Annotated in this window: 19 protein-coding genes; 4 read left to right on the top strand and 15 right to left on the bottom strand. The window is 59.4% G+C overall.

Annotation, left to right across the window (positions count from 1 at the left end):
• Positions 1-154 precede the first annotated feature (154 nt).
• From sucD to sdhC, 10 genes are all read right to left on the bottom strand, one after another.
• On the bottom strand, positions 155-1,057 hold the full coding sequence (gene sucD, locus DXT96_RS16245) for a succinate--CoA ligase subunit alpha (protein WP_006310787.1): 903 nt from the start codon (positions 1,055-1,057) through the stop codon (positions 155-157).
• A gap of 17 nt (positions 1,058-1,074) precedes the next feature.
• A complete protein-coding gene (sucC, locus tag DXT96_RS16240; protein ID WP_153515531.1) occupies positions 1,075-2,268 on the bottom strand; it encodes an ADP-forming succinate--CoA ligase subunit beta in 1,194 nt (397 codons plus the stop codon).
• On the bottom strand, positions 2,265-2,831 hold the full coding sequence (locus DXT96_RS16235; RefSeq protein ID WP_153515530.1) for a hypothetical protein: 567 nt from the start codon (positions 2,829-2,831) through the stop codon (positions 2,265-2,267). Before DXT96_RS16235 ends, sucC begins: the two co-directional genes overlap by 4 nt.
• Positions 2,832-2,843: 12 nt before the next feature.
• Positions 2,844-3,806, bottom strand: coding sequence for a malate dehydrogenase (gene mdh, locus DXT96_RS16230; RefSeq protein WP_153515529.1), 963 nt, complete (start codon positions 3,804-3,806; stop codon positions 2,844-2,846).
• A 178-nt stretch (positions 3,807-3,984) separates the two neighbouring features.
• Positions 3,985-5,148, bottom strand: coding sequence for a cell division protein ZapE (gene zapE, locus DXT96_RS16225; RefSeq protein WP_153515528.1), 1,164 nt, complete (start codon positions 5,146-5,148; stop codon positions 3,985-3,987).
• A gap of 92 nt (positions 5,149-5,240) precedes the next feature.
• Positions 5,241-5,783: a protease inhibitor Inh/omp19 family protein gene (locus tag DXT96_RS16220; protein WP_149900522.1), complete on the bottom strand. Its 543-nt coding sequence runs from the start codon at positions 5,781-5,783 to the stop codon at positions 5,241-5,243.
• A 205-nt stretch (positions 5,784-5,988) separates the two neighbouring features.
• Complete coding sequence (locus tag DXT96_RS16215) at positions 5,989-6,768, bottom strand: succinate dehydrogenase iron-sulfur subunit (protein WP_153515527.1); 780 nt, start codon at positions 6,766-6,768, stop codon at positions 5,989-5,991.
• Positions 6,769-6,783: 15 nt separating this feature from the next.
• Entirely contained in the window at positions 6,784-8,625 is a 1,842-nt protein-coding gene (gene sdhA, locus DXT96_RS16210; protein WP_153515526.1) for a succinate dehydrogenase flavoprotein subunit, read from the bottom strand.
• Between the two features lie 7 nt (positions 8,626-8,632).
• Positions 8,633-9,013, bottom strand: coding sequence for a succinate dehydrogenase, hydrophobic membrane anchor protein (gene sdhD / locus DXT96_RS16205; RefSeq protein ID WP_149900519.1), 381 nt, complete (start codon positions 9,011-9,013; stop codon positions 8,633-8,635).
• 13 nt (positions 9,014-9,026) lie between these two features.
• Positions 9,027-9,419 (bottom strand): succinate dehydrogenase, cytochrome b556 subunit, encoded by a 393-nt coding sequence (sdhC, locus tag DXT96_RS16200; protein ID WP_153515525.1) that lies wholly within the window; start codon positions 9,417-9,419, stop codon positions 9,027-9,029.
• Positions 9,420-9,724: 305 nt separating this feature from the next.
• Here sdhC and DXT96_RS16195 point away from each other — a divergent pair, with 305 nt between their 5' ends.
• A complete protein-coding gene (locus DXT96_RS16195; RefSeq protein ID WP_153515524.1) occupies positions 9,725-10,093 on the top strand; it encodes a hypothetical protein in 369 nt (122 codons plus the stop codon).
• Here the strand turns inward: DXT96_RS16195 and DXT96_RS16190 are convergent, their stop codons facing one another.
• The 5 genes from DXT96_RS16190 to tsaD form a co-directional block, all read right to left on the bottom strand.
• Complete coding sequence (locus DXT96_RS16190; protein ID WP_371418891.1) at positions 10,094-10,738, bottom strand: methyltransferase; 645 nt, start codon at positions 10,736-10,738, stop codon at positions 10,094-10,096.
• Positions 10,739-10,745: 7 nt separating this feature from the next.
• Positions 10,746-11,189 carry an EVE domain-containing protein gene (locus DXT96_RS16185; RefSeq protein ID WP_003504993.1) on the bottom strand — a complete coding sequence of 148 codons (444 nt, stop codon included), beginning with the start codon at positions 11,187-11,189 and terminating at the stop codon, positions 10,746-10,748.
• 6 nt (positions 11,190-11,195) lie between these two features.
• A complete protein-coding gene (locus DXT96_RS16180) occupies positions 11,196-11,489 on the bottom strand; it encodes a YciI-like protein (protein WP_052818748.1) in 294 nt (97 codons plus the stop codon).
• 87 nt (positions 11,490-11,576) lie between these two features.
• On the bottom strand, positions 11,577-12,560 hold the full coding sequence (locus DXT96_RS16175; RefSeq protein ID WP_153515523.1) for an NAD(P)H-dependent glycerol-3-phosphate dehydrogenase: 984 nt from the start codon (positions 12,558-12,560) through the stop codon (positions 11,577-11,579).
• Complete coding sequence (gene tsaD, locus DXT96_RS16170; protein ID WP_153515522.1) at positions 12,560-13,657, bottom strand: tRNA (adenosine(37)-N6)-threonylcarbamoyltransferase complex transferase subunit TsaD; 1,098 nt, start codon at positions 13,655-13,657, stop codon at positions 12,560-12,562. The genes DXT96_RS16175 and tsaD overlap by 1 nt, the downstream gene beginning before the upstream one ends.
• Before the next feature lie 73 nt (positions 13,658-13,730).
• Here tsaD and hemC point away from each other — a divergent pair, with 73 nt between their 5' ends.
• The 3 genes from hemC (at position 13,731) to DXT96_RS16155 (ending at position 16,934) form a co-directional block, all read left to right on the top strand.
• Positions 13,731-14,660, top strand: coding sequence for a hydroxymethylbilane synthase (hemC, locus tag DXT96_RS16165; RefSeq protein ID WP_153515521.1), 930 nt, complete (start codon positions 13,731-13,733; stop codon positions 14,658-14,660).
• Positions 14,661-14,664: 4 nt separating this feature from the next.
• Positions 14,665-15,405, top strand: a complete 741-nt coding sequence (locus tag DXT96_RS16160) for a uroporphyrinogen-III synthase (RefSeq protein WP_153515520.1) — start codon at positions 14,665-14,667, stop codon at positions 15,403-15,405.
• A gap of 74 nt (positions 15,406-15,479) precedes the next feature.
• Positions 15,480-16,934 (top strand): COG4223 family protein, encoded by a 1,455-nt coding sequence (locus tag DXT96_RS16155; protein ID WP_153515519.1) that lies wholly within the window; start codon positions 15,480-15,482, stop codon positions 16,932-16,934.
• The last annotated feature ends 3 nt before the right edge of the window (positions 16,935-16,937 follow it).

Genomic DNA, 16,937 nt, shown 5'->3' with positions numbered 1-16,937 from the left:
CCGCCTCCTCGATGCCGTTAGGGCCGCTTCACCGGCCTGCCGCTTGATTATTGCTGCCTGCCGCCGGGGCGGTATGCCGTTCTGTCTATCGTCTTTGCGGCATCGGGCAGCGCAGCGTTGAAGCCGCGCCGCCCGTTACCGGTCTCATGTGGTCTCAGCCCTTGAGGACTTCAACCAGAGTCTTGCCGAGGCGCGCCGGGGAAGGCGATACCTTGATGCCGGCTGCTTCCATGGCAGCGATCTTGGACTCTGCATCGCCCTTGCCGCCGGAAACGACAGCGCCGGCGTGGCCCATGGTGCGGCCCTTCGGAGCCGTACGGCCCGCGATGAAGCCAGCCATCGGCTTCTTGCGGCCCTTCTTGGCTTCGTCGATCAGGAACTGCGCCGCATCTTCTTCAGCCGAACCGCCGATTTCGCCGATCATGATGATCGACTGCGTGGCGTCGTCAGCGAGGAACATTTCCAGGATGTCGATGAACTCGGTGCCCTTGACCGGGTCGCCGCCGATGCCGACAGCCGTCGTCTGGCCGAGGCCTTCGTTGGATGTCTGGAACACTGCTTCATAGGTGAGCGTGCCCGAACGGGAAACGATACCGACGGAACCCTTGCGGAAGATGGAGCCCGGCATGATGCCGATCTTGCATTCTTCCGGCGTCATGATGCCGGGGCAGTTCGGGCCGAGCAGGCGCGACTTCGAACGGTCGAGGCGGGCCTTGACGCGCACCATGTCCATGACCGGAATACCTTCGGTGATGCAGGTGATGAAGGGGATTTCCGCTTCGATGGCTTCGATGATGGCGTCAGCGGCACCTGCCGGCGGAACGTAGATCACGGATGCGTCTGCACCGGTCTTTTCCTTGGCTTCGGCAACCGTTGCGAAGATCGGCAGGCTTTCGCCCTTGGAACCGGTCCAGGTTTCGCCACCCTTCTTGGGGTGAATACCGCCGACCATCTGCGTGCCGTAATAAGCAAGCGCCTGTTCGGTGTGGAAGGTGCCGGTCTTGCCGGTCAGACCCTGAACGAGGATCTTCGTGTCTTTATTAACGAGAATAGACATTATTTCCGGTCCCTCAATTAGCCGTTGATCGCCGCGACGATCTTCTTGGCTGCGTCGTCCAGGTCGTCAGCAGCCGTAATCGCAAGGCCCGATTCGTTCAGAAGCTTCTTGCCAAGTTCGACGTTGGTGCCTTCGAGGCGAACAACGAGCGGAACCTGCAGACCGACTTCCTTCACCGCGGCAATCACGCCTTCGGCGATGACGTCGCACTTCATGATGCCGCCGAAGATGTTGACGAGGATGCCCTCGACCTTCGGATCAGCCGTGATGATCTTGAAAGCTGCCGCAACCTTCTCCTTGCCGGCGCCACCGCCGACGTCGCAGAAGTTAGCCGGCTCTTTGCCGTACAGCTTGATGATGTCCATCGTCGCCATGGCAAGACCAGCACCATTGACCATGCAGCCGATGTTGCCGTCGAGCGCCACGTAAGCGAGGTCCCACTTGGAAGCTTCGATTTCCTTGGCGTCTTCTTCGGTTTCGTCGCGCAGCGCCTTGATGTCGTCATGGCGGAACAGCGCATTGCCGTCGAAGGACATCTTGGCGTCGAGAACGCGCAGATGGCCATTTTCCATGACGATCAGCGGGTTGATCTCAAGGAGGGCCATGTCCTTCTCGTTGAAGGCCTTGTAGAGGATCGGGAACAGCGCCTTGGCGTCTTCCGCAGCGGCACCGTCAAGCTCGAGAGCCTTGGAGATCGCAGCAATGTCGGCATCGCTCACACCCTTTTCCGGGTTGATGGCAATGGTGTGGATCTTTTCGGGCGTGTCGTGGGCGACAGCTTCGATATCCATGCCGCCTTCGGTGGAAACCACGAAGGCAACCTGGCCGACGGAACGGTCGACCAAAAGCGAGCAATAGAGTTCGCGGGCAATGTCAGCGCCATCTTCGATGTAGAGGCGGTTAACCTGCTTGCCGGCATCGCCCGTCTGGGCCGTTACCAGCGTGTTGCCGAGCATGTCCTTGGAATGGGAGACGACTTCCTCAATCGACTTTGCCAGACGAACGCCGCCCTTGGCGTCGGGGCCGAGTTCCCTAAACTTGCCCTTGCCGCGGCCGCCAGCATGGATCTGGCTCTTGACGACGTAGAGCGGGCCGGGAAGCTGCTTTGCAGCAGCTTCGGCTTCTTCAACCTTGAGGATGGCGACGCCTTCCGCCACCGGCGCACCGTAGCCCTTAAGAAGAGCTTTGGCTTGGTATTCATGAATGTTCATTGAACCTGCCCTATTTTGTTTATGTCATCTCTGACGTAGATCTGGTGGATATTGAGCTCATCCAACCCAAAGTTGCTCAAGCCAATATCATCTCTCATCGCAAGCAAAATCTTCCCTATCCGTCTAAAGATGGATCGGGGATCCGCAGAAGCGCCATCAGGTGGATCAGCTTTAAACTCAGAAAAAGCCTTAACGACCGCTGGCGACCCATAAAACAGAACTCCACGACTTACTTCGAACCACTGTTCTTGGAACCCAGAGCCCAACGGATCAATTTCCTCGCCGGAACTTTGATGTTTCAAAAGCCCGAACATCAGATCGTAGAATTTTGAATACACTTCTATTTTCTTGTCTCGATGAGCCTCTTTAATAGAACGGCTGCGTTCTTTCCAGAAAGTCAGCGCTACAGAAAAAAGACCAACCGAACCGGCAATTATCGCAGCCTGAACCGATTTGTCTGCCGCGATAAAAGCATTTCGAAATGTTACAAGCATCCAAATCGCCAAACCGAACAGCGCAAGTGCACAAACAAAAACGGTAGCGATCTGAAGCTTACTCTTCACCCCTTCCAGCCCTTACTTCAGCGACGGAGCGATGTTGATGCAGGCTTCGCAAAGACCAGCGACAGCGCCGACGGATTTCTGGAAGGCGGCTTCTTCTTCCTTGTTCAGTTCGATCTCGATGATGCGCTCGATACCGCCGGCACCGATGATGGTGGGCACGCCGACATACATATCGTCAACGCCATACTGGCCCGAGAGGTGGGCAGCGGCTGGCAGAACGCGCTTCTTGTCCTTGAGGTAGGATTCAGCCATTTCGATTGCCGAAGCAGCCGGTGCATAATAGGCCGAGCCGGTCTTCAGCAGGCCGACGATTTCCGCACCGCCGTCGCGGGTGCGCTGAATGATCTGCTCAAGGCGCTCGGCGGTCAGCCAGCCCATCTTGACGAGATCGGTCAGCGGAACGCCGCCAACGGTGGAGTAACGGGCGAGCGGCACCATCGTATCGCCGTGGCCGCCAAGAACGAAAGCCGTGACGTCCTGAACCGAAACGTTGAATTCTTCAGCTAGGAACAGGCGGAAACGCGCGCTGTCGAGAACGCCGGCCATGCCAACGACCTTGTTCTTCGGCAGGCCGGAGAACTTCTGCAGCGCCCAGACCATGGCGTCGAGCGGGTTGGTGATGCAGATGACGAAAGCGTTCGGGGCATATTTCTTGATGCCGGCGCCGACCTGTTCCATGACCTTGAGGTTGATGCCGAGAAGATCGTCGCGGCTCATGCCGGGCTTGCGGGCAACGCCAGCGGTGACGATGCAGACGTCTGCGCCTTCGATGGCGGCATAATCGGAAGCGCCGGTAAGCTTCGCATTGAAACCTTCAACCGGGCCGGACTGGGCAATATCCAGACCCTTGCCCTGCGGAATGCCGTCGGCGATGTCGAAGAGGACGATATCGCCCAGTTCCTTCAGGCTGGCGAGGTGTGCCAGCGTGCCGCCGATCATGCCAGAACCAATAAGTGCAATTTTTTTGCGAGCCATCGAATGCTTCCTCTTGAGCTTCAATTCAATTTCACCGCGCCAAACCGGCAGCCAAATTGTCGCACTTCGATTAGCCCCATTGGCCAAAATTGGCAACAGATTCTTTTGTGATGAATATTTTCAATCGTTTAGATCATTATTTTCTTACGTAAACGTAAGAAAATGCGTCACGAAAGTGTCAAACTTTCTGCCGCTTTTCATGGTGAAGCACGAGATAATCAGCGCTGCGCATCTCAAACAGCCGCGAGGCCGTGCGATCGAACTCAAAACCTTCGGTGCCCTCGCGCTTGCCGAGCAAATCCTCCGGCATAGCCGCGGCGGAGGCGAAAAGCCTGACGCTGTGGTCGTAAAGCGCATCGATGAGGATGATGAAACGTTTGGTCTCGTTCCGCTTGTCCGCATTGAGGAACGGGATATGATCGATGAAGACCGTATCGAACCGATTGGCGATGGCGAGGAAGTCGGAAGCCCCGAGCGGCTTTTCGCAAAGGTCGGAAAACGAGAAACGGGCGACCCGACCGCTGGCACGCGGCACCAGAATGGAGCGGCCCTTCATTGGTATTTCCGTTGGCGCAACAAGATGACCGGCAGTCATGTGCCGCCAGGCCATATCCATTGCCTGATCCGCCGTACCATCAAGCGGCGTGACATAGACCGGCAGGCTTTCCAGCTTTTCCATCCGGTAATCAGTCGGGCTGTCCAGCGTCACCACATCCACATACTTTTTAAGCAAATCGACGAAGGGCAGGAACAGACCGCGATTAAGGCCGTCCTTATAGAGATTATCGGGCACGACGTTGGAGGTTGTCACCAAGGTGCAGCCATTGGCAAACAGCTCGCTGAACAGCCGGGCGAGGATCATCGCATCGGCGATATCCGTGACGGTAAACTCATCGAAGCATAACAGCTCCGCTTCCGCCAGAAGCTGGGCCGCGACGGGCGGTATGGGATCGGCTTGCTTGGTTTCACCATTCTTCAGCTTCTGCCGATGTGCGTGCACGCGATTATGCACGTCCGCCATGAATTCGTGAAAATGGCAACGCCGTTTAGAAGAAACGGGGGCCATCTCGTAGAACATGTCCATCAGCATCGTCTTGCCGCGGCCGACGCTGCCATGGACATACAATCCCTTGACGAAAGTGGCTGGTCCCGCCTTGCGCGCGAACATCCAGCCGAGCGCGCTTTTTTTCCTGGCGGGCTTGCGCGCCTTCAGATCAGCGAGAATACGATCGAGATGCGTCGCCACACCAAGCTGAGCGGCATCGGCCTGCAAAGTGCCAGCTGCCGTCAATGCGTTGAGCTGTTCAACGACACTATGATTGTAATCAGGCAATGGCTTCATGAAAAAGCGCCCCTGTCGCGGACGCAGCAAAGCACCCGCGACGAATGGAATGGCTCAGAACGAGGAAAGCAATCCGGATGCACCGGAAATGCTCATCGGCTGAGGCTGAGCGGCTGGCCGCTATTGGTCGTGCCGTCAAAGCGCGCATCGGCGCTCTTGTAAACGCGGCCGATCGTGTCACCAGAACGGTTCTTGAAGAGAACCATCTTGCCGGACACTTCCCAGGAACCCATCGCCGTCAGCTCGCCGGAGCAGCCACGGGTGCCGCCACGCGAGCCGCTGCCGAGATTGGTGAGCGTCAGGAACATGTCGCAATTTGCGCCGCCATTGGAGATGCGCCAGTTGCCGACCATGGATTCCTTGGTGACGTCGAGCGCCGTCGCCGGCGGGGCGGCAGAAGCGACATTCACGCCACCCGGTGCCGCCGAAGCGGGAGCGGACGGGAACTGACTGCCGGAAGCGCCGCCGGGTGGCGGCAGGGCACCGGACTGAACGGAGGGGACCGGCTGTGCCTGCAACGGCGGCGTATAACCGGGGTTATTGCTGCCGTTGTTGTTGTAATCGTAGGAGGTACGTTGGCAACCGGCAAGGCTCATCACAACCGCAAGGCCCGTCACCACATATCTGAATTGCATATCAAGCTCCCGATTCTCTCGCTTCCGGAAAGACCATGATCGAACAAGAAGGCTGAATTATTACTAAAGCCTTACCTTGCACAAGCGATGGCCGGGATAATTACCATTTCGGTCAATTTTTACCGAAATTTCCCAGACCCGGTTGTAAAAAGAGCCGCGGTGAAGACCGCGGCCCGGATAAATTGCCGTCACCAGCGAATCGCCCTTAGACGCGGCGCTCGACCATCATCTTCTTGATTTCCGCGATCGCCTTGGCCGGGTTCAGACCCTTCGGGCAAGCCTGTGCGCAGTTCATGATGGTGTGGCAGCGATAAAGACGGAACGGATCTTCGAGATCGTCGAGACGCTCGCCCGTCGCCTCATCGCGGCTGTCGATCAGCCAGCGATAGGCCTGCAGCAGAACAGCGGGACCAAGGTAACGGTCGCCATTCCACCAGTAGCTGGGACAGGAGGTGGAGCAGCAGGCGCACAGAATGCACTCATAAAGACCATCCAGCTTCAGCCGGTCTTCATGGCTCTGCTTCCATTCCTTGGCCGGCGCCGGCGAAACCGTCTTCAGCCATGGCTCGATGGAGCGGTGCTGGGCGTAGAAGTTCGACAGGTCAGGAACGAGATCCTTCACGACCGGCATGTGCGGCAGCGGATAGACCTTTACCGTACCCTTGATCTCTTCCATGCCCTTGGTGCAGGCAAGAGTATTGGTGCCGTCGATGTTCATGGCGCAGGAGCCGCAAATGCCTTCGCGGCAGGAGCGGCGCAACGTCAGTGTCGGATCGATATTGTTCTTGATGTAGAGAAGCGCATCGAGAACCATCGGCCCGCAATCATCGACATCGATATAATAGGTGTCGATGTGCGGGTTCTGGCCGTCATCCGGGTTCCAGCGATAAATCCGGTATTCGCGCACATTCTTGGCACCATCCGGCTTCGGCCAGACCTTGCCTTCGCTGATCTGGGAATTCTTGGGGAGAGCGAGTTCAACCATATCCAGTTCCTCAAATCAGTAGACGCGCGCCTTCGGCTCGATCTTTTTGGGATCGATGCCGTCGGCAATCAGGTCGGTGTGAACCGGGCGGTAGTCGAGCTTGACGTCGCCTTCGGGGCTGAGCCAGGCAAGCGTGTGCTTGCGCCAGTTCACGTCGTCTCGACCGGCGAACGGGCCATCGACGAAATCCTCGCGGGCGTGCGAACCACGGCTTTCCTTGCGCGCTTCCGCGCCATAGACCGTGGTAATCGCATTGGCCATCAGATTGTGCAGCTCAAGCGTTTCGACCAGATCGGAGTTCCAGACCATCGAACGGTCGGTGACCTTGATATCAGGCAGTTCCTTCCAGATGGCGGACAGGCGCTGGCAACCGCTTTCCAGCGATTCCTGCGTGCGGAACACGGCCGCATCGTCCTGCATGGCGCGCTGCATCTTGTCGCGCAGCACCGCCGTCGGCGTCGAGCCATTGGCAAAACGCAGGCTGTCGAAGCGCTCCATGATCCGGTCGCAGGCCGCGATATCCAAAGCGGGAACAGCCGAGTCGCGATCGATGACCTGTGCGGCCCGGATGGCCGCAGCACGACCGAAGACCACGAGGTCGATCAGCGAGTTCGAGCCGAGACGGTTAGCACCGTGAACCGAGGCGCAACCGGCTTCGCCAACGGCCATCAGGCCGGGCGCGACGCGTTCCGGGTTTTCGGCATCGGCGTTCAGCACTTCACCCCAATAATTGGTCGGAATGCCGCCCATATTGTAGTGAACCGTCGGCAGGACCGGGATCGGCTCGCGCGTCACGTCGACGCCGGCGAAAATCTTGGCGCTTTCGGAAATGCCCGGAAGACGCTCATGCAGGATCGCCGGATCGAGGTGATCGAGATGCAGGAAGATGTGGTCCTTGTTCTTGCCGACGCCGCGGCCTTCACGGATTTCCATCGTCATGCAGCGCGACACCACGTCACGCGAGGCGAGATCTTTTGCCGAAGGCGCATAACGCTCCATGAAGCGCTCGCCTTCGGAGTTGACGAGATAACCGCCTTCGCCGCGCGCACCTTCAGTAATCAGACAGCCTGCGCCATAAATGCCGGTCGGGTGGAACTGTACGAATTCCATGTCCTGAAGCGGCAGGCCGGCTCGGGCAATCATGCCGCCGCCGTCGCCGGTGCAGGTGTGGGCCGAGGTTGCGGAGAAATAGGCGCGGCCGTAACCGCCGGTCGCCAGCACCACCATCTTGGCGGAGAAGCGATGGATCGTACCGTCATCGAGGTTCCACGCCACGACGCCGGTGCAACGGCCATCCGGTGCCATGATCAGGTCGAGCGCGAAATATTCGATGAAGAATTCAGCGTTGTGGCGCAGCGACTGGCCATAAAGCGTGTGCAGGATGGCGTGGCCGGTACGGTCGGCAGCGGCGCAGGTGCGCTGCACCGGCGGGCCTTCACCGTAATTCTGCATATGGCCGCCAAACGGGCGCTGGTAGATCTTGCCCTCGGCATTGCGCGAGAAGGGCACGCCGTAATGCTCCAGCTCATAGACCGCCTTTGGCGCTTCCATGGCGAGATATTGCATCGCGTCGACGTCGCCGAGCCAGTCGGAACCCTTTACAGTGTCGTAAAGGTGCCACTGCCAACAGTCAGGCGTCATGTTGGTGAGCGAAGCGGCGATACCGCCCTGCGCCGCCACCGTGTGCGAGCGCGTCGGGAAAACCTTGGTGATGCAGGCGGTCTTGAAACCCTGTTCGGCCATGCCGAGCGTGGCGCGAAGACCCGCGCCGCCGGCGCCCACCACGATCACGTCATAGGAGTGATCGACATAGGTGTAGGCCTTGCCATTCTGGGAAGGTGAACTGATCGATGCCATGGCGGACTTATCCTGCGAATGCGATTTTCAGAATGGCGAAGATGCAAAGACCGCCAATCAGAATCGCGAAAAACGTGTTGAGCATCAGAAGAACGAGCTTCAAAACCTCGGCGTGAATGTAGTCTTCGATGATGACCTGCATGCCGAGCTTCATGTGGACGAGGCCGGAAACCAGCACCAGAGCCATGATGACCGCGACGAGCGGGTTGGACAGCGCGGCTGCAACTTCCGGATAGGGCGCGCCGGCATATTTGATGAGGAAGACCACGAAGAAGATCAGCAGGGGAACGTTGGCGACCGCCGTCAGGCGCTGACGCCAGAAATGGTCGGTGCCTTCCTTGGCGGAGCCGAGGCCGCGAACCTTTCCGAGAGGTGTACGCATATCCATGACAGGCTTCTCCTTAGCGCACGATCAGGGCGATGACCCAGATGAGCGCGGTCAGACAGATCGACGCGGCAAAGGTCGCCTTGGCGAGTTTCGTGTTGAAGTTCTTCTCAAAGCCGTGCCCGAGATCCCACATGAAATGGCGAAGGCCGCCCAGCATGTGGTGAACGAGAGCCCAAGTATAGCCGATCAGAACAATCTTGCCGATGATCGTACCCATCGCCCAGCTGACCCAGTCGTAATAGGCCGGGCCGGAAGCAAGCGCGATAAGCCACCAGGCGACCAGCAGCGTTCCGAAATAAAGGGCGGAACCCGTGATGCGGTGCACGATGGACGCGACCATCGTCGGAATCGGCTTGTAAATTTGAAGATGCGGCGACAAAGGCCGGTTATTTGTCAAATTCGCCATCAGAACCTCGCGGCGTTTTCCCGTGCGCCCATCAGACAGGACGCCCCCAAGCAACTGCACATGACGAAAGAATGTGCATTGCACCAACCGCGACGTTTAATCACATGGGGGCGTCACGACAAGCATATTTCATGACCGATTCGAATTTAATCGATTGGTTCACGAATTTTTTTGGGATTTTTTTGCCTGAAAATAAAAAATCGAGTGTTTCCAAGATTTACACCCTCAAAATATTTACCTTTACGTAATTCAGGAATCGTGTAATTTACCTTTGATTAACCAAAAAAATCCGGAGAATGAGGCTCATGTTACAGCGTCGAATCGCCGCTTTCGCCATGGTCGTCACGGGCGTCGTTTTCGCCGTGATGCCTCCTGTAATGGCAGAGGATTTTCAGGGCCGCCATCATTATCAGCACCGTCAATCACAGGTCAGTTTCTCCACCGATGGGCTGCCCTCCACCCTCTCCGGCGGCACCTATGTCGGCGCGATATCGGCGCTGCGCGTTCGCGGCAACGGCAATTATTTCGCGGTAGACGGTCGGCTTGCGCGAAACGGCGCAAACGCAACAATCGGTGCCCGGCTTGCACCGAAAGCTAAAATCATCAATGTCCGTGCCGAAACCGCCGGCCACGCCTGTGCTTATGAGCACGGCGTCTGCATCATCCGGCCTTAATCAGACGAAACGCCAGACGGTAGTCTTTTTCACTTCGCTGTCTTCCAGCGCCCGTGTCACCGGCACCTCATAGGTCGCCTCGGCACGAAGACGCTGTCTGGGCAGGTAGGCACGCCCCGGATCGCCCACAAGGACGCTCACGCCCTTCTCAGTCAGTTCCAGAAACCATGGAACGAGAAGTTTGGCAAAGGCGCGGTCGTAAAACACGTCGCCCGCCAGCAGAACATCCGCCTCAACCGGCTTGCCCACCAAGTTGATCCCGGTAAAATCGACAGCCACGCCATTAAGCGCCGCATTCAGCCGAATGGCCGTCTCCGTCCACGGATCGATATCGGCAGCCAGAACGCTGGTCGCGCCCGACTTTGCGGCGGCGATGGCGACCAGTCCGGAGCCGCTGGCGAAATCCAGCACACGCTTGCCGCACACGCTGTCAGGGTGATCCAGCACATAACGGGCAAGCCCCTGCCCACCCGCCCAAGCGAAGGCCCAAAAAGGCGGCGGCAGGCCGATCTCTTCCAGCTCCTCCTCCGTCTTCAACCACAGCTCATGGGCTTCGGTGGCGAGATGCAGACGCAATTCCGGCACATGCGGCGGATGCATGATGGCAGCATTGTCGAGAATGAAGCGTTCGGGATCGGTCTTCACCGAAGGCTCAGTCCGGTGATTTCGGCGGATTGGCGAGGTTACCCATGCGGCAGACCTCCAAATATTCCTCTTCCGTCACCGGCTGCACGGAAAGCCGCATGGAGGTGACGAGCGACATCTTCTCCAGCTTGGGGTTGGCTTTCACATCCTTTAGCGAAACCGGCTGCGGCATATCGCAGACAGCGCGGATATCAACGCAGTCCCACTTCAGATCGCCTTCGGCAGTCGAGTCCGGATGCGACAGCGCGCAGACTTCAACGATGCCGACGACATCCAGCCCTTCATTCGAGTGATAGAAGAAACCCTTGTCGCCGATTTTCATGGCGCGCATGTTGTTGCGCGCCTGATAATTGCGCACGCCGGTCCACTCTTCGCCCGCCTCGCCCTTGGCCTTCTGCATCTCCCAGGACCATTTGAACGGCTCGGACTTATAAAGCCAGTAATTCGCCATGCCCGCTTAAGCTCCCGGATTGTTGAAGACCCAGTTATAGGGCTTCACATCGACGCTTTCGAACAGGCCGGCCTTGGCATAGGGATCGGCATCGGCGAGCGCCTTGGCTGCATCGATATCGGCTGCTTCCACAATAACGAGGCTGCCATTCGGCTTGCCTTCGGCATCCAGAAACGGGCCGGCGATCTTCAGCGTGCCCTCGGCATTTAGCTTGTTAAGATGTTCCAGATGGGCCGGGCGTGTTTCCATGCGCACGTTCAGGTGGCCGGGCTTGTCCTTGCAGATAAACGCAAACAGCATTTTCGTCTCCTCGCTAGAGCATGTCTCCCAAAAGGGTAAGCGGTTTCGGGACCAGGACATGCGTAAAAACTATTCAAAGGCCCACCCTCATTCGGTGGTGATCGGCCGCGTCATCAATTGTTGCATGGCGCTTGCCACATCCAGATTGCCGTCGATGATGGCAGCCACCGCTTCGGTAACCGGCATGTCGACGGCGTGACTTTCTCCGAGCCGGGCCGCGACGGCAGCCGCAAAAGCACCCTCCACCAACCCGCCGGACATGTCCTTGCCTTCACCCCGGCCAAGCGCGATGCCGAAACGCAGGTTGCGCGACTGGTGGCTGGTGGCGGTCAGCACCAGATCACCAAGACCGGAAAGACCGCGTACCGTATCGGCCTTGCCCCCCATGGCGACGATGAGACGCGACATCTCGGCAAGGCCGCGCGAAATCAACGCCGCCCGGGCGGAATCGCCAAGACCCGCGCCTTCGACGATGCCCGCGGCAATGGCGAGAACATTCTTCAGCGCCCCGCCAAGCTGCACGCCAATACGGTCGGTGGAGGCATAAAGCCGGAAGGTCCTGCCGGAAATCGTGGTCGCCAGCCGTTCGGCAACCGCTGCGTCTTCCGCCGCAATCGCCATGGCGGTGGGCAGGCCGCGCGCAATATCCGCCGCAAATCCCGGACCGGAAAGGACCGCAATCGGATGATGCGGCAGTTCCGCCTCCAGAAGCTCCGTGAGCAGGCGACCGGAGTTGCGGTCGATACCCTTGGCGCAGGTGACGATAATAGAGTCATTAGCCAGATAAGGACCATACTGACGGGCCGCATCCGCATGAGCCTGCGAGGGCATGGCGAACAACACGATACTAGCACCGGCCAGCACATCCGGCTCGACCGAAAATTCAAGCGCATCCGGCAGTTCAACGCCCGGCAGGGTCGCTTCATGCACACGGTCGCTCCTGAGATCGGCCATCAGGGATGCATCACGGCCAAGCAGAGTGACGTCGTGCCGGTTTTCCAGCGCGATGACGACCGCAAGCGCGGTTCCGAAGGCGCCAGCGCCGATGACGACGATTTTCTCCCGCTGCATCAGGCCTTGGCTCCCCTTTTACCGAAACCGATCAATGTTTCCGCACTGCCATCAAGCGGCCAGCGCGAGCGCGGCGGTATCTCCAGCGGATCGGGCTCCTTGCCTTCCGCCATGCGCTCCAGCCCCGCCCAGGCGATCATTGCAGCATTATCGGTGCAAAGCCGATGCGGTGGCGCGACGAAGCGGAAGCCGTTGGTATCGCAAAGTGTCTGCAGGGTCTGACGGATTTCCTGATTGGCGGCGACGCCGCCGGCCACCACAAGGGCCGATTCTCCATCAATATGTGGAAATTGTTGCTTGAAGCGGGCAAGGCCACGGCCAATGCGGTCTTTCAGAGTACGTGACACCGCCTTCTGGAAGGAGGCGCAGATATCGGCAATATCCTGCTCTGACAGCGGCGCAATGGCAGTTGCGGCCTGCCGCACCGCTGTCTTCAGGCCGGAGAAGGAAAAATCGAGCCTGACCTCGCCAACCATTGGGCGCGGTAGCGGAAAACGGTCCGGGTCACCCTTCGCAGCCGCCTTTTCCACGGCAGGCCCGCCGGGATAGGGGAGGCCTAAAAGTTTCGCGGTCTTGTCGAAAGCTTCACCAAGCGCGTCATCGATGGTGGTGCCCCAGCGCTCATAATCGCCAACGCCACGCACCAGCACCAACTGGGTATGGCCGCCGGAGACCAGCAGCATCAGATAGGGGAAAGACAGACCATCGGTCAGCCGCGCCGTCAGCGCATGACCTTCCAGATGGTTGATGGCGTAGAGCGGCTTATCCGCAGCCATGGCAATCGCCTTGCCAGTCATCAGCCCCACCAGCAGGCCGCCGATGAGCCCGGGGCCGGATGTGGCGGCAATGGCATCGACATCGGCAAGGGTGACGCCCGCCTGCTCCAGCGCTTCTTCCACCAGCGTATCCAGCGCCTCGACATGGGCGCGCGCGGCAATTTCCGGCACCACGCCGCCATAGGCGCTGTGTTCCTCCAGCTGCGACAAAACGACGTCGGAGACGATCTCGCCACGACCGTCCGCATGCCGAACCACAATGGATGCAGCGGTTTCGTCACAGCTTGTCTCTATGCCGAGGATACGAAGAAAGGGGGCCATCAAATCTGTTCGTTCATTGCGATCATGCGCTGAGTTGGTCTAAGACAACTCCGGTAACAATGGATAGACGCGGATGCAAACAAAACCTTTCCGAATCGGCACGCGCGGCAGCCCTCTGGCGCTCGCACAGGCTTATGAGACCCGCAACCGGCTGATGTCGGCGCATGGCCTGCAGGAAGACATGTTCGAAATCGTCGTGCTATCCACCAAGGGTGATCGGATAACCGACCGCGCCTTGTCGGAGATCGGTGGCAAGGGCCTGTTCACGGAGGAACTGGAAAACCAGCTTCTGTCCGGCGAACTCGATATTGCCGTGCATTCCTCCAAGGACATGCCGACTATTTTGCCCGAGGGCCTGCATCTCTCCGCCTTCCTGCCGCGTGAAGACATGCGTGACGCCTTCATCGGCCGCACCGCGCCGAAGCTTCTGGAACTGCCGCAGGGTGCCGTCGTCGGCTCCGCCTCTCTGCGCCGTCAGGCACTGATCCGCCGCCTGCGGCCGGATCTGAGCGTCATCGTTTTTCGCGGTTTGGTCGATACCCGCCTGCGCAAGCTCGAAGAAGGCCAGGCGGATGCCACGCTTCTTGCCTTTGCCGGCCTGAAGCGGCTCGGCAAGGAGAATGTCCCGACGGAAATTCTCGACCCAAAGGAATTCCCCCCTGCTCCGGCGCAAGGCGCGATCTGTGTGGAAAGCCGCATCGGCGATACGCGCATGGACGAGCTGCTTGCCCCCATAAATGACAGGCCGACTTTTGACGCCGTGACCTGTGAGCGCGCCTTTCTGGCCGCACTTGACGGCTCCTGTCGCACGCCGATTGCCGGCTATGCCACCTGCGACGGCGAGGAGCTGCATTTTTCCGGCCTGATCCTCACCCCCGATGGCCAGACGAGCCACGGCATCGAAATCTCGGGCAACCGGATGGATGCGGCAAAGCTCGGCCGACGGGCCGGCGAAGAGGTGCGTGCAAAGGCGGGCAGCGCCTTCTTCGAAGGCTGGAGCTGAGCCGATGCGGATCGTCGTCACCCGGCCGCAGCGTTCGGGCGAAAGGACGGCCGCAAAGCTTAAGGCGCTCGGCCACGAACCGGTGCTTCTTCCGCTGTTTCATCCCGTCCATCACGGCGAACGCGCCATCTCGGCGCTGTCCACCCCACTGGCTGCCATCGCGGTAACCAGCGCGGAAGCCGTGCGGGCACTGGACACCTTCGGAGAGCGACTGGCCCCGTATCTGTCGAAACCGCTTTTTGCCGTCGGCGGAGCAACAGCGCAAGCGGCGGAAAATACTGGCTTCAAACAGATATTCACCGCCTCCGGTGATGCCCTGGGTCTGACCGCGCTGGTGACGGAGCACCGCGCTCTTCTTTCCGAAAGGCAACCCCTGCTCTATCTCGCCGGCAGGCCACGTGGCTCCGTCTTCGAGGAAGGCCTTGCCGCAGCGGGCATTCCCTTCACAACGGTCGACTGTTACGAGATGCTGCCCTCGGACATCGCCGAAAACACGCTCGAAACGGCCCTTCTCGACACCGCTGCCGATGTAGTCCTGCTCTATTCATCCGAAGCGGCACGGGCGTTTTTTAGCCATGCGTCGGCGGAAAAATATGTGGCGGCTCTGGCAGCGGTCCAATTCATCTGCATCAGCCGCAATGTGCTTTCTCTGGTTCCGGAAATTTTCCGCTTAAAGGCCATCGCCGCCGAAGAGCCGAGCGAGGCGGCGATGTTCGAACTTCTGCGCCGGGACTCTGGAACCTAATTGGCGTTCGCCTCTTTCCTTTGCCGCCGTCACTGACTAGGTTTAGAATACTGCAGGCAGAAAATGAGGTTGTCATGGTATCGGGAAAGCCGCCACGCCACTCCAAGTCCAAAGCCGAACCGGTCACAATCGACCTGGACGCAAAAGACGTGAAAGCAATTTCCGCCGATGGGGACGCTGCCAGGACGGACGAAGAGCCCGGTGACAAAACGCCGGCTGCGACGATAGAACCCAGCCTCCCGGAAACGAAGCCTGAAGCAGCAGCAGCAACCGGCAATCCCACCCCCGTCTGGGACCAACCGAAGAAAACCTCTATTGAGCCCGAACCCAATGTCGGCAAAGCGGACTCCGCAGCCGCCGGACCGAAGGCTGAAAGCCCCGGGGACAAGCAGAAAGAGCCCGGCTCACCGGCTCCTGTTCCGCCCAAAGTCGATGCAAAACCGATGACGGATACGGCCGGGACGAGCGCCGCCGCAACTGCTGCTGCGGCTTCGAAACCGGCCTTTGGCTCCACAGCCTCCGCCAGCACATCCGGCAATGCCTCTGCTGCCAAATCCTCGACCACAACCTCGCCTTCAGGACCGGCCAAGCCGTCCACCCCACAGCAGGCGGAGCGCAAACAGGCGGCAACCTCCGGCCTGATCGCAGCCGGTATCGTCGGCGGCCTTATCGCCCTCGCCGCCGCCGGCAGCATGCAATATGCCGGTATCCTGCCCTCCTCCAATTCCGGAAGAGCCGGAAGCGATGAGATCGCTGTACTGAAAACCGATATCACCGGCCTGCGGCAGCAACTCGCCAATGCACCGGCGGCAGATACCTCGGCGCTGGAACAGCGCATCGCAGCCCTCGAAGGTGCAAAGGGAGAGGACCCGCAGGTGGATGGGCTTTTGGAGAAAATCACCGCACTGGAAGCCGCCCTGCAGTCGGAACGATCCGCACAGGCCTCGGCAACGGCGGAACTGACACGCCGCCTTGCTGACGCGGAAACCAAGATCAACGAACCGCGCGACGATATCGAAGTCGCCCGCGCCATCGCCTCGGCCGCGCTGAAAGCCGCGATTGATCGTGGTGGGCCATTCCTGACGGAACTCGACACGCTCTCCAAGGTCACGCCTGACGATCCGGCCATTGCATCACTGCAATCCTTTGCCGCAACCGGCGTGCCGTCGCGTTCGGAGCTGATGCAGAAATTCCCTGATGTCGCCAATGCGATGCTGTCGGCCATCAATCAGCCCGACCCCAATCAGGGTATTGTGCAACGCCTGACCGAAAGCGCCTTTTCGTTGGTGAAGGTGCGTCCCGTCGGAAATATCGAGGGTGAGACACCCGAAGCCATGATCGCGCGCATGGAAAACAAGCTGCGCAATGGCGATCTGCAAGGGGCGGCGCTGGAATGGAACGGGCTTCCCGAGGCGGCCAGGACGGCATCCGCCGATTATAAAAAATCTCTGGATGCGCGCATCGAGGTCGAAAATCTGGTGGGCGGCACGTTGAACCGCGCCATCACCAGCACTGGCAGGCAGGGGTAAGGG

The sequence above is a fragment of the Agrobacterium sp. ICMP 6402 genome (assembly GCF_009498615.1).
In the GTDB taxonomy this organism is placed as follows: domain Bacteria; phylum Pseudomonadota; class Alphaproteobacteria; order Rhizobiales; family Rhizobiaceae; genus Agrobacterium; species Agrobacterium burrii.
This window is presented reverse-complemented; position numbering and strand designations above follow the sequence as displayed.